We start from the raw sequence: 13,758 nt of genomic DNA, 5'->3' as shown, positions 1-13,758 counted from the left end.
GCGAGCGAAACCGGATGAGGCCAAACCGTATACGTGTGAGACCCGGCAGGGGTTGCGTATGCGGGGTTGTGGGATCTCTCTTTCACAGTCTGCCGGCTGTGAGGCGAGTCAGAAACCGTTGATGTAGGCGAAGGACATGCGAAAGGTCCGGCGTAGAGGGTAAGACCCCCGTAGTCGAAACATCAACGGCTCGTTTGAGAGACACCCAAGTAGCACGGGGCCCGAGAAATCCCGTGTGAATCTGGCGGGACCACCCGCTAAGCCTAAATATTCCCTGGTGACCGATAGCGGATAGTACCGTGAGGGAATGGTGAAAAGTACCGCGGGAGCGGAGTGAAATAGTACCTGAAACCGTGTGCCTACAAGCCGTGGGAGCGTCGGAGTGCATGCTTGCATGCACTCTCGTGACTGCGTGCCTTTTGAAGAATGAGCCTGCGAGTTTGCGGTGTGTTGCGAGGTTAACCCGTGTGGGGAAGCCGTAGCGAAAGCGAGTCCGAATAGGGCGATTTAGTAGCGCGCTCAAGACCCGAAGCGGAGTGATCTAGCCATGGGCAGGTTGAAGCGGAGGTAAGACTTCGTGGAGGACCGAACCCACCAGGGTTGAAAACCTGGGGGATGACCTGTGGTTAGGGGTGAAAGGCCAATCAAACTCCGTGATAGCTGGTTCTCCCCGAAATGCATTTAGGTGCAGCGTCGTGTGTTTCTTGCCGGAGGTAGAGCACTGGATAGGCGATGGGCCCTACCGGGTTACTGACCTTAGCCAAACTCCGAATGCCGGTAAGTGAGAGCACGGCAGTGAGACTGTGGGGGATAAGCTCCATGGTCGAGAGGGAAACAGCCCAGAGCATCGACTAAGGCCCCTAAGCGTACGCTAAGTGGGAAAGGATGTGGAGTCGCACAGACAACCAGGAGGTTGGCTTAGAAGCAGCCACCCTTGAAAGAGTGCGTAATAGCTCACTGGTCTAGTGATTCCGCGCCGACAATGTAGCGGGGCTCAAGCGTACCGCCGAAGTCGTGTCATTCATACAATAGGGCCAACGCCTGTATGGATGGGTAGGGGAGCGTCGTGTGCCGGGTGAAGCCGCAGCGGAAGCTAGTGGTGGACGGTTCACGAGTGAGAATGCAGGCATGAGTAGCGATACACACGTGAGAAACGTGTGCGCCGATTGACTAAGGGTTCCTGGGTCAAGCTGATCTGCCCAGGGTAAGTCGGGACCTAAGGCGAGGCCGACAGGCGTAGTCGATGGATAACCGGTTGATATTCCGGTACCCGCTGTGAAGCGTCAAACATCGAGCCCATTAATGCTAAGGCCGTGAAGCCGTTCCGGACCCTTCGGGGAATGGAAAGTGGTGGAGCCGCCGGCCCAAGATGGTAGTAGGTGAGTGATGGGGTGACGCAGGAAGGTAGTCCATCCCGGGCGGTGGTTGTCCCGGGGTAAGGGTGTAGGACGAGTGGTAGGCAAATCCGCCGCTCATTAAGTCTGAGACCTGATGCCGAGCCGATTGTGGTGAAGTGGATGATCCTATGCTGTCGAGAAAAGCCTCTAGCGAGTTTCATGGCGGCCCGTACCCTAAACCGACTCAGGTGGTCAGGTAGAGAATACCGAGGCGTTCGGGTGAACTATGGTTAAGGAACTCGGCAAAATGCCCCCGTAACTTCGGGAGAAGGGGGGCCATCACCGGTGAGAGGATTTACTCCTTGAGCTGGGGGTGGCCGCAGAGACCAGCGAGAAGCGACTGTTTACTAAAAACACAGGTCCGTGCGAAGCCGTAAGGCGATGTATACGGACTGACGCCTGCCCGGTGCTGGAACGTTAAGGGGACCGGTTAGTCACTCTTCGGGGTGGCGAAGCTGAGAACTTAAGCGCCAGTAAACGGCGGTGGTAACTATAACCATCCTAAGGTAGCGAAATTCCTTGTCGGGTAAGTTCCGACCTGCACGAATGGCGTAACGACTTCTCGACTGTCTCAACCATAGGCCCGGTGAAATTGCACTACGAGTAAAGATGCTCGTTTCGCGCAGCAGGACGGAAAGACCCCGGGACCTTTACTACAGTTTGATATTGGTGTTCGGTTCGGCTTGTGTAGGATAGCTGGGAGACTGTGAACTCTGGACGCCAGTTCAGGGGGAGTCGTCGTTGAAATACCAGTCTGGTCGTGCTGGATGTCTAACCTGGGTCCGTGATCCGGATCAGGGACAGTGTCTGATGGGTAGTTTAACTGGGGCGGTTGCCTCCTAAAGAGTAACGGAGGCGCCCAAAGGTTCCCTCAGCCTGGTTGGCAATCAGGTGTTGAGTGTAAGTGCACAAGGGAGCTTGACTGTGAGACCGACGGGTCGAGCAGGGACGAAAGTCGGGACTAGTGATCCGGCGGTGGCTTGTGGAAGCGCCGTCGCTCAACGGATAAAAGGTACCCCGGGGATAACAGGCTGATCTTCCCCAAGAGTCCATATCGACGGGATGGTTTGGCACCTCGATGTCGGCTCGTCGCATCCTGGGGCTGGAGTCGGTCCCAAGGGTTGGGCTGTTCGCCCATTAAAGCGGTACGCGAGCTGGGTTTAGAACGTCGTGAGACAGTTCGGTCCCTATCCGCTGCGCGCGCAGGAACATTGAGAAGGGCTGTCCCTAGTACGAGAGGACCGGGACGGACGAACCTCTGGTGTGCCAGTTGTTCTGCCAAGGGCATGGCTGGTTGGCTACGTTCGGGAGGGATAACCGCTGAAAGCATCTAAGCGGGAAGCCTGCTTCGAGATGAGTGTTCCCACCCCCTTGAGGGGTTAAGGCTCCCAGTAGACGACTGGGTTGATAGGCCGGATCTGGAAGCCCAGTAATGGGTGGAGGTGACCGGTACTAATAGGCCGAGGGCTTGTCCTCAGTTGCTCGCGTCCACTGTGTTGGTTCTGAAACCACGAACAACCCCATGTCCGGGGCCACCGGGTGTGGTGCGGTTGTCTGTTTCATAGTGTTTCGGTGGTCATAGCGTGAGGGAAACGCCCGGTTACATTCCGAACCCGGAAGCTAAGCCTCACAGCGCCGATGGTACTGCAGGGGGGACCCTGTGGGAGAGTAGGACGCCGCCGAACAAATATTGAAAGGGTTGGATCCTGAACTTCGGTTCGGGGTCCAACCCTTTTTTGTTTGCCGTCACTTGAAGTTCACGTTGCGCAATCACCATCCGAGCATGGGTACTGCTGCAATGCTCAGGGCCGCAGGCGTCGGACTCGGTGACGAGGTCGTCGTGCCGGCGTTCGGGAACGTGGAAGTCGCCGAGGCCGTCACCCTCGCGGGTGGGCTGCCGGTGTTCGCCGACATAGATCCGGTGACCTACTGCCTGGACGCGTCCGCTGTCGAAGCGGCCGTAACTCCGCGTACGGCGGCGATAGTTGTCGTACATCGATTCGGTCGGTCCGCTGATGTCGGGCGGTTGCTCGGGGTCGGGCAGCGGCATGGGCTGCTGGTGTTGCAGCAGGGGGAGTCCGAGGCGCCGTACGACGAAGTCGCTCAGCGGCGGGAGCGGGCTGCCTATCTTGACGCGAAGTTGCGTGGGGTGCGGACGCCTGACGATGGGGACGGGCACACCTACCAGCAGTACGTCGTGCGGGTGCCGGGGAACGGGCGGCCGGATCGTGATGCCTTCGCTCGGGCCGTGCGTGGCAGGGGAGTTGAGTGCCGGGTGCCGGTGAAGACTCCTGTGCATCGACTGCCGGAGTTCCGGCGGTGTGTGGCTCTGCCGGAGACAGAGCGGGCCGCGGACGAGACGCTCGCGCTGCCGGTGGACGCCTCGTTGACCAAGCGGGAGATGCAGCGGATCGTTTCTGCATGCAACGCGCTCGGGGGACTGTTGCAGCCCGCTTTCTGATCGAGTCGGGGTCGCGCAGCGGTGGTTGGGCGCACGGGCCTGTTCGGGGTATGATTCTTTTCGTTGCCGCGAGGGAAACCTCGGGAAAGCGACAGGCCCTCTTAGCTCAGTCGGTAGAGCGTCTCCATGGTAAGGAGAAGGTCAACGGTTCGATTCCGTTAGAGGGCTCCAGACATCAGAAGGCCCCGCCCAATTGGGCGGGGCCTTCTGCGTGTTCGAGGTCGGTCAGTCCTTCTGGAGGCCCGGGACGCGCATCGCCAGGATGGCCATGTCGTCGGACGGGGCGTCCGACGCGAAGCGTTCGACCGCGCGCATGACGCGGGCCGCTACCGCTCCCGCTGTGAGGCCCGTGCAGGTCGTGAGGACGTCGGCCAGGCCGTCGTCGCCGAGCATGCGGGTGCCCTCGCGGCGCTCCGTGACGCCGTCCGTGACGCACAGGAGGACGTCGCCGGGGTCGAGGGTGACCGTCTGCTCGTAGAGCTCCAGGTCGTCCATGACGCCGAGGAGGGGCTGCGGTTCGGCGGCCGGTTCGACCGTGCCGTCCTGGCGGAGGCGGAGCGGGAGCGGGTGGCCGGCGCAGACCACCTTCAGTTCGGCGCTGCCGTCCTCCTGGGGCCACAACTCGCCGTAGAGGAGCGTCAGGAAGCGGCTGCGGGCTCCCTCGTCGAGGATCGCGGAGTTGAGGCGCTCCAGGACCGCGGGGCCGCCGAAGCCCTCCCTGGCGAGCAGACGGAGGGCGTGGCGGGCCAGGCCGGTGACCGCGGCAGCCTCGGGGCCTGTGCCGCAGACGTCGCCGATGGCGAAGCCGTAGACACCGTCCCGGATGGGGAACAAGTCGTAGAAGTCGCCGCCCACTTCGTTGCCCTCGCCGGCCGCGCGGTAGATGACCTCGACCTCGACGCCCTCGATGTGCGGGAGGTCGGGGGGCAGGAGGCTGCGCTGGAGGGACTGGCTGATGGCCGTGCGCTCCGAGTACAGGCGGGCGTTGTCGAGGGCGAGGGCGGCCCGTCGGCTCAAGTCCTCGGCCAGTTCCAGGATTTCCTGGCGGAAGTGTTCGTCGGTGGGCTTGCCGAGGGTCAGCATGCCGATGACGCGGTTGCGGGCGACCAGGGGGAGGACGACTGTTTCGCCGCCGACTGCCGAAGCCGTGGCCAGAGTTGGGCCGATGCCGGAGCTGACGCGGCGGGTGGGCTCGCCGAGGCCGAGGCTGCGCATGGAGGTGCGCAGGGCGGCCTGGTGGGCGGCCTCGGCCGGGGCGGCCCAGACGCGGGCGCCGGGGGTGGGGACCGGGTCCGGAGGGGCGATCTTAGAGAGCAACGACTTGATGCCGTCGATGAGTTCCTCGTCCTCGTGAAGGACGTACGAGAGGTACGGGTCCGAGGACTGGTCGGCGATCGTGTAGACCGCGCACCAGGTGGCGAGGGTCGGGACCGTCATCTGGGCCATCAGGGCGAGGGTCTGATCGCGGTCCAGGGTGCCCGCGAGGAGGTCGGAGGCCTCGACCAGGAAGCTGAGGGAGCCGCGGCGCAGGCGTTCCAGTTCGCCCAGGCGGGCCGATTCGACCGCCAACGCGATGCGGTCGGCCGCGAACTGGAGCCGTAGCGCTTCTTCGTTCGAGTACTTGTTGGGGCCTTCGGCGGCCACTCCCAGGGAGCCGGTGAGGCGGCCCTCCACCTTCAGGGGGACCGTGACGACCGAGCGCATTCCGGTGCCGCTCAGGAGCGGTACGGCGCCGGGGACGGCCTGGAGGTCCTCGTGGACGGCCGGCATGCGGGCGGAGCCGTAGCGGCCGGGGCCCGCCTCGACGGGCACGCGCGCGAAGCGCTGGCGGGCGGAGGGGAGACCGGTGGAGGCGCGGACCTCCAACTCGGTCTCGTCGTCGGTCGCGAGGAGGAGGAAGGCGGAGTCCCCGTCGAGCATGTCGCGGGCGCGCTCGACCGTGCGCTGGAGGAGGCCGTCGAGGTCGTCCGGCGCGGGGGAGCCGATGAACACCTCGAAGGGGTCGGTGTTCTGGCCGTCCGGGGTGGACGCCGCGTCGGGGGCGGGGCCGCGCAACGGGGTCTGCAGAACCGCGCGTTCGTGGTCCCTCACCAGGAGGCACACGGTTGACGGTTCGCCGTCCGTGTCGCGGACGCGGAGGTGGGAGGCGTAGACCGGGGTCACCCGGCCGTCGGCGCCGCGGATGCCGTAGGTGCCCTCCCAGCGGGAGAGGCGGAGGGCCTCGGCGATGCCGGTGCTGGTGCCCGGGGTGTGCGGCCAGGCGGCGAGGTCGGTGAGGGGCTTGCCGGTGACCTGCTCGGCGGCGTAGCCGAAGAGTTCCTCGGCGTCCTCGTTCCAGGACGTGATGGAGCCCGTACGGTCGATCTGGACGACCGCGACGCGGACCCTGCCGTCGGCGAGCGGGAGCAGGGCGGCCGGCAGGGACGGGCCGGCCGCGCGGGTGCCCACCGGGCGGGCGGGGAGGTCGAGTTGGAACCAGACCAGCTTCTTCGTGGGGGTGTAGTCGACGCCCCAGCGGCTGGCCAGGGCCGCGCACAGCTGGAGGCCGCGGCCGCCCTCGCGGTCGGGGCTGCTCATGGTGATCGCGGCCCCCTGGAGGGGGATCTCGCGTTCCGGGTAGTGGTCGGCGACCTCGATCCTCGCGCCGTCGTCACTCCGTAGGCACAGCACATCCGCGGCCGTGCCCGCGTGGACGACGGCGTTGGTCACCAGCTCGCTGGTGAGGACCACGGCGTCGTCGATGATGTCGGCGAAGCCCCAGCCCTGCAGGGTGTCGCGGACGAAGGACCGCGCGGTGGCGACCGATCGTCCGACGGGCTCGAAGCTGGCGGCCGCGCGCGCGGTGATCACAGAACTCCTCGGCCTGTTGTCGGCGGGCAGGTCACCATGGCCGATCGGCGCCTGCCGGGGCACCGGCTGGTTTCCGGTCGGCGGGGGGTCCTGGGGCGTTCCCCCAGGATGCAGTCCGGTGGTCATGGTGCGGTGCCCCTCCGATGCCTGCCCGCTCGTGCTCGTGCCACCGTCCAGGCCGGACGGAACCGGCGCGGCTGGACAGCCGCATGCAAGGTTACTTACCTTCACCGTCCATGCGGATGCCGGTCCGCAGTGTTTACGTCCCCAGGGTGTGCGGACCGTGTGCGAAGCTGCCGAACTGTTATGGCCTGGTTCAGGCAGGGTGAAACACTGGGCAGGAATCCGGTGAAGGTCCGGGCAGGCCGGGTGTCTTCTGTGGACGGAGGACACCACACCTTGTTGAAGCCCGGTAAACCGGGCAGAGATACGCGGCGGAACCTGATACGCCGAGCAGTTGCACACCGGCACAGCGGTAACGGTCGACCCCTGCGGGAGGGACACAGTGGAGTCTGGCGCAGCGACGCGGGGCACTAAGACGCGCGCGAAAGGCGGACAGTCCCTGAAGAACCAGCGCAAACCACGCAATGGGACCACGGAGGTGGACGCGGCCTCTTTGGACCGGCTGCTGACGGCTCTGGTCTCCATGCGGGACGGGAACTTCCGCAAGCGGCTCACGGTGTCCGGCGACGGCGTGATGTCGGAGATCGCCGCCGTGTTCAACGAGGTGGCCGACCGCAATCTGCATCTCACGGGTGAGCTGTCCCGGGTGCGGCGCATGGTGGGCCGTGAGGGAAAACTCACGGAACGGCTGGAGACGGGCGCCTGCGAGGGTTCCTGGGCCTCGGCCATCGATGCCTCCAACGCGCTCGTGGACGACCTCGTACGGCCCGTCTCCGAGGTCGGACGGGTGCTCTCCGCGGTGGCGGAGGGTGATCTGTCGCCGCGGATGGAGCTGCGGACACAGGCGCCGGACGGGACCGGGCATCCGTTGCGCGGGGAGTTCCTGAAGGTCGGGCGGACCGTCAACAACCTGGTCGACCAGTTGTCGACGTTCACCGACGAGGTCACGCGTGTGGCCAGCGAGGTGGGCACCGAGGGCAAGCTGGGCGGGCAGGCACGCGTGCGTGGCATGTCCGGCTCGTGGAAGGACCTCACGGAGTCGGTCAACACGATGGCGTACCGGCTGACGGCCCAGGTGCGGGACATCGCGCTGGTGACCACGGCGGTCGCCAAGGGTGACCTGTCGCGGAAGGTCACGGTCCATGTCGCCGGCGAGATGCTGGAGCTCAAGAACACCGTCAACACGATGGTGGACCAGCTGTCGTCGTTCTCCTCCGAGGTGACGCGGGTCGCCCGTGAGGTGGGCACCGAGGGCGAGCTGGGCGGCCAGGCGCAGGTGCCGGGTGTGGCCGGGGTGTGGAAAGACCTCACCGACTCGGTGAACATCATGGCCGGCAACCTGACGGCCCAGGTGCGCGGGATCGCGCAGGTGACGACGGCTGTGGCCAACGGTGACCTGTCGCAGAAGGTGACCGTGTCGGCGCGGGGCGAGGTCGCCCAGCTCGCCGAGACGATCAACCAGATGACCGAGACGCTGCGTACGTTCGCGGACGAGGTCACGCGCGTGGCCAACGAGGTCGGTGCCGAGGGGCAGCTCGGCGGGCAGGCGAACGTGCCGGGTGCGGCGGGGACGTGGAAGGACCTCACCGACTCGGTGAACACGGTCTTCCGGAACCTGACCATCCAGGTGCGGGACATCGCCGCCGTGACGACCGCCGTGGCGAGCGGTGACCTGTCCCAGAAGGTCACCGTGAACGTGGCCGGCGAGATGCTGGAGCTGAAGAACACCGTCAACGGGATGGTCGACCAGCTGTCCTCGTTCGGTGCCGAGGTCACGCGCGTGGCGCGCGAGATCGGCGTCGAGGGTGAACTGGGCGGCCAGGCACAGGTTCCGGGCGCGGCCGGGACGTGGAAGGACCTGACGGACTCCGTCAACACGGCGTTCCGCAACCTCACCGGACAGGTGAGGAACATCGCGCAGGTGACGACGGCCGTGGCCAACGGCGACCTGTCGCAGAAGGTCACCGTCGACGTGTCCGGCGAGATGCTTCAGTTGAAGAACACCGTCAACACGATGGTGGACCAGCTGTCGTCGTTCGCCGACCAGGTGACCCGCATGGCCCGTGACGTGGGCACCGAGGGCCGGCTCGGCGGCCAGGCGCGCGTGGACGGCGTCTCGGGCACGTGGAAGGAACTCACCGACTCCGTCAACTCGATGGCCGGGAACCTGACCTCCCAGGTGCGCAACATCGCCCAGGTGACCACGGCCGTGGCCCAGGGCGACCTGTCCCAGAAGATCGACGTGGACGCGCGCGGCGAGATCCTGGAGCTGAAGAACACCATCAACACGATGGTCGACCAGCTCTCGGCCTTCGCCGACCAGGTGACCCGGGTCGCCCGCGAGGTCGGCACGGAAGGCCGCCTGGGCGGGCAGGCGCAGGTGCCCGGCGTCGCCGGTGTGTGGCGCGACCTGACCGACTCGGTGAACGGCATGGCCGGCAACCTCACCGCGCAGGTGCGCAACATCGCCCAGGTCGCGACCGCGGTGGCCCGGGGTGACCTGTCCCAGAAGATCACCGTGGACGCGCGCGGGGAGATCCTGGAGCTGAAGAACACCCTGAACACGATGGTCGACCAGCTGTCGTCGTTCGCCGAGGAGGTCACGCGCGTGGCCCGCGAGGTGGGCACCGAGGGGCAGTTGGGCGGGCAGGCCGAGGTGCAGGGTGTCTCCGGCACCTGGAAGGACCTCACGCAGTCGGTGAACTTCATGGCGAACAACCTGACCATCCAGGTGCGCCAGATCGCCGAGGTCACGACCGCCGTCGCCAAGGGCGACCTCTCCAAGAAGATCACCGTCGACGCCAAGGGCGAGATCCTCGAACTCGTCACGACCGTCAACACCATGGTCGACCAACTGTCCTCGTTCGCCGAGCAGGTGACCCGGGTGGCCCGCGAGGTGGGCACCGAGGGCATCCTGGGCGGCCAGGCGCACGTACCGGGTGTCACGGGCATCTGGAAGGACCTCAGCGGCAACGTCAACCTGATGGCCAACAACCTGACCGTGCAGGTGCGGAACATCTCCCAGGTCGCGGCGGCCGTCGCCAACGGTGACCTGACGCGGACGGTGACGATCGAGGCGCGCGGCGAGGTCGCGCAGCTCGCCGACACCTTCAACACCATGGTGAAGACGCTGAGTTCGTTCGCCGACCAGGTCACCAAGGTGGCCCGCGAGGTGGGCACGGACGGCATCCTCGGCGGTCAGGCGCGCGTGCCCGGTGTGGCCGGCACGTGGAAGGACCTCACCGAGTCCGTGAACGGGATGGCGTCCAACCTGACCGGCCAGGTGCGCAACATCGCGATGGTCACCACGGCCATCGCCAAGGGCGACCTGACCAAGAAGATCGACATCGACGCCCGCGGCGAGATCCTCGAACTGAAGACGACGATCAACACGATGGTCGATCAGCTGTCGTCGTTCGCCGAGGAGGTCACCCGGGTCGCCCGCGAGGTGGGCACCGAGGGCCAACTGGGCGGCCAGGCACGCGTGCGTGACGTCGACGGCACCTGGCGCGACCTCACCGAGTCGGTGAACGAGATGGCCGGGAACCTGACCCGGCAGGTGCGTGCCATCGCGCGCGTGGCGACCGCGGTGACCCGCGGCGACCTAAACCTGAAGATCGACGTCGACGCGGCGGGCGAGATCCAGGAGTTGCAGGACTACATCAACAAGATGATCGCCAACCTGCGCGACACCACGATCGCCAACAAGGAGCAGGACTGGCTCAAGGGCAACCTCGCCCGTATCTCCGCGCTGATGCAGGGCCGCCGCGACCTGGACGACGTCGCCTCGCTGATCATGAGTGAGCTGACGCCGGTGGTCTCCGCGCAGCACGGCGCGTTCTTCCTCGCGCTGCCCCTGGCGGACGTCGAGGGCGAGGAGGCGTACGAACTGCGCATGCTCGGGTCGTACGGCTACTCCATGGGGTCCATGCCGACCTCGTTCAGGCCCGGTGAGGCGCTGATCGGGACGGCCGCCCAGGAGCGGCGCACGATCCTCGTGGAGAACGCGCCCAGCGGCTATCTGAAGATCTCCTCGGGGCTCGGGGAGGCGCCGCCCGCGCAGGTGATCGTGCTGCCGGTGCTGTTCGAGGGGAAGGTGCTCGGCATCATCGAGCTGGCCTCCTTCACGCCGTTCACGCACATCCAGAAGGACTTCCTCAACCAGATCGCCGAGATGATCGCGACCAGCGTCAACACCATCTCCGTCAACACCAAGACGGAGGTGCTGCTGAAGCAGTCGCAGGAGCTGACCGAGCAACTCCGGGAGCGGTCGGCCGAGTTGGAGAACCGGCAGAAGGCACTCCAGTCGTCCAACGCCGAACTGGAGGAGAAGGCCGAGCTGTTGGCCCAGCAGAACCGCGACATCGAGGTCAAGAACACCGAGATCGAGGAGGCGCGGCAGGTCCTGGAGGAGCGCGCCGAGCAGCTCGCGGTGTCGATGCGCTACAAGAGCGAGTTCCTCGCCAACATGTCGCACGAGCTGCGCACACCGCTCAACTCGCTGCTGATCCTGGCCAAGCTGCTCGCCGACAACGCGGAGGGGAACCTCTCCCCGAAGCAGGTCGAGTTCGCCGAGACCATTCACGGCGCGGGGTCCGACCTGCTCCAGCTGATCAACGACATCCTGGACCTGTCGAAGGTCGAGGCGGGCAAGATGGACGTCTCCCCGACGCGCATCGCACTCGTCCAACTCGTCGACTACGTAGAGGCCACTTTCCGCCCGCTGACCGCGGAGAAGGGCCTCGATCTCTCCGTCCGGGTGTCGCCGGAACTGCCCGCCACGCTGCACACCGACGAGCAGCGCCTCCTCCAGGTGCTGCGCAACCTGCTGTCCAACGCGGTGAAGTTCACCGACTCCGGGGCGGTCGAGCTGGTCATCCGGCCGGCCGGCGCGGATGTGCCGGTGGCGATCCGGGAGCAGCTCCTGGAGGCCGGTTCACTGCGGGACGCGGACGCCGCTCTGATCGCGTTCTCGGTGACCGACACCGGGATCGGGATCGCGGGCAGCAAGATGCGGGTCATCTTCGAGGCGTTCAAGCAGGCGGACGGTACGACCAGTCGGAAGTACGGCGGTACGGGCCTCGGGTTGTCGATCTCCCGGGAGATCGCGCAGTTGCTCGGCGGTGAGATCCACGCGCAGAGCGAACCGGGGCGCGGTTCGACGTTCACGCTGTATTTGCCGCTGCACCCCAGCGAACTGCCCCCGCAGGGCTACCAGCAGCTGCCGGCGCTGGAGGCGGGCGACCTGGTGGCGTCGTCCGCGGCGGAACTCGCCGAGCTCTCCGATCGGAGCGAGGTGGACTTCGGGACGCCGGCCGAGGTGAAGTCGTACCACGAGACGCAGAACGGTGCCGCCGCGCTCTTCAGGCGCCGGCGCAGGGCGATCGAGCAGTCCACGCAACTGGGGCAGACCGTACGGGACCAGTGGGCGGCACCGGAGTCGCCGCCGTCGCGCCAGGGCATCCGGTTCGACGGGGAGAAGGTGCTGATCGTCGACGACGACATCCGCAACGTCTTCGCGCTGACCAGTGTCCTGGAGCAGCACGGCCTGTCCGTGCTGTACGCCGAGAACGGCCGTGAGGGCATCGAAGTCCTGGAGCAGCACGACGATGTGACGGTCGTTCTGATGGACATCATGATGCCCGAGATGGACGGATACGCGACGACGACGGCGATCCGCAGGATGCCCCAGTTCGCGGGGCTGCCGATCATCGCGCTGACCGCGAAGGCGATGAAGGGCGACCGGGAGAAGGCGATCGAGTCCGGTGCCTCGGACTACGTCACCAAGCCGGTCGATCCCGATCATCTGCTGGCGGTGATGGAGCAGTGGATGCGCCCGGAGTGAAGGAAACGACCGGACTTGACGGGAAAACAGTGGGAACGGTGCGGGGAACGTTCGGTGGCCACGCGGAGTTGCTGACTGAGTGTGGCCGGAGCCGTGTAGAAGCACGGGATTCGGGGAACCTTCTGGTCTCCCGCTACGTTTCTGCTACGTGCACAGTGACATCACGGTGACAGGGTGTGGCGACGGGCGGGGTGCGGCTACCATGACCGGCACAAGGATGGACGGCGCAAGAGAGTCGTCCCCTGGGGCGGCGCCCGGTGCACATCCGGGGCGAGGAGGGCGGGCCATGGTGCAGAAGGCCAAGATCCTTCTGGTCGATGACCGGCCGGAGAATCTGCTGGCGCTGGAGGCCATCCTCTCTGCGCTCGATCAGACACTGGTTCGGGCATCGTCCGGAGAGGAAGCGCTCAAGGCGCTGCTGACGGACGACTTCGCGGTCATTCTGCTGGACGTCCAGATGCCGGGCATGGACGGTTTCGAGACCGCCGCGCACATCAAGCGGCGGGAGCGGACCCGGGACATCCCGATCATCTTCCTCACCGCGATCAACCACGGCCCGCACCACACCTTCCGGGGGTACGCGGCGGGCGCGGTCGACTACATCTCCAAGCCGTTCGACCCATGGGTGCTGCGCGCGAAGGTCTCGGTCTTCGTCGAGCTCTACATGAAGAACTGCCAGCTGCGGGAGCAGGCGGCGCTGCTGCGGCTCCAGTTGGAGGGCGGCGGCAAGCCCGCGGCCGGTGCGGTCAAGGAGCCGGCCGGACTGCTCGCCGAGCTGTCGGCGCGGCTCGCGGCCGTGGAGGAACAGGCCGAGGCGCTGTCCAAACAGCTCGACGACGAGTCGGCGGACGCGGCGGCCGTAGCGACCGCGGCTCATCTCGAACGCAAACTCACCGGGCTGCGCAGGGCACTCGACGCCCTGGAGCCGGGTACGGGCAGCGGAGCGAATTCGGTCCCGTCGCAGAACTGACGTCCGCCGCGGGCGCAGTTGTGCGTGAGCGGCCGTCAGTTCCCGGTCCGGTACGGGCGACACGAACGGGTGAAGCAGCGGACGCACGTGTCCCCTGCCGCCTCCACAGGTA

The 13,758-nt window shown here is 66.1% G+C and carries 4 protein-coding genes, 1 tRNA gene and 2 rRNA genes (1 of these 7 only partly in view); 6 read left to right on the top strand and 1 reads right to left on the bottom strand.

Annotated elements, in window-relative coordinates:
- From OG226_RS15135 to OG226_RS15120, 4 genes are all read left to right on the top strand, one after another.
- Window positions 1-2,873, top strand: a 23S ribosomal RNA gene (locus OG226_RS15135); it begins 250 nt to the left of the window's first position.
- A 92-nt stretch (window positions 2,874-2,965) separates the two neighbouring features.
- Window positions 2,966-3,082: ribosomal RNA gene (gene rrf, locus OG226_RS15130) — 5S ribosomal RNA — on the top strand.
- Between the two features lie 113 nt (window positions 3,083-3,195).
- Window positions 3,196-3,858 carry a DegT/DnrJ/EryC1/StrS family aminotransferase gene (locus OG226_RS15125; RefSeq protein WP_329353392.1) on the top strand — a complete coding sequence of 221 codons (663 nt, stop codon included), beginning with the start codon at window positions 3,196-3,198 and terminating at the stop codon, window positions 3,856-3,858.
- Between the two features lie 95 nt (window positions 3,859-3,953).
- Window positions 3,954-4,029, top strand: a tRNA-Thr gene (locus OG226_RS15120).
- A gap of 54 nt (window positions 4,030-4,083) precedes the next feature.
- Here the strand turns inward: OG226_RS15120 and OG226_RS15115 are convergent.
- Entirely contained in the window at window positions 4,084-6,834 is a 2,751-nt protein-coding gene (locus tag OG226_RS15115) for a SpoIIE family protein phosphatase (RefSeq protein WP_328678166.1), read from the bottom strand.
- A gap of 379 nt (window positions 6,835-7,213) precedes the next feature.
- Here OG226_RS15115 and OG226_RS15110 point away from each other — a divergent pair, with 379 nt between their 5' ends.
- Entirely contained in the window at window positions 7,214-12,676 is a 5,463-nt protein-coding gene (locus OG226_RS15110) for a HAMP domain-containing protein (protein WP_328678165.1), read from the top strand.
- Between the two features lie 286 nt (window positions 12,677-12,962).
- Window positions 12,963-13,646, top strand: a complete 684-nt coding sequence (locus OG226_RS15105; protein WP_328678164.1) for a response regulator — start codon at window positions 12,963-12,965, stop codon at window positions 13,644-13,646.
- Window positions 13,647-13,758: the final 112 nt, after the last annotated feature.

The sequence above is a fragment of the Streptomyces sp. NBC_01261 genome, from assembly GCF_036226385.1.
GTDB lineage: Bacteria > Actinomycetota > Actinomycetes > Streptomycetales > Streptomycetaceae > Streptomyces.
Note: the sequence above shows the minus strand (reverse complement) of the source record. Positions and strands in the feature narration are given on the sequence as shown.

Excerpts from the sequence above, each read along its gene's own strand:
- OG226_RS15125 (WP_329353392.1), top strand. The coding sequence starts at position 3,196 with ATGCTCAGGGCCGCAGGCGTCGGACTCGGTGACGAGGTCGTCGTGCCG.
- OG226_RS15115 (WP_328678166.1), bottom strand. The coding sequence starts at position 6,834 with ATGACCACCGGACTGCATCCTGGGGGAACGCCCCAGGACCCCCCGCCG.
- OG226_RS15105 (WP_328678164.1), top strand. The coding sequence starts at position 12,963 with ATGGTGCAGAAGGCCAAGATCCTTCTGGTCGATGACCGGCCGGAGAAT.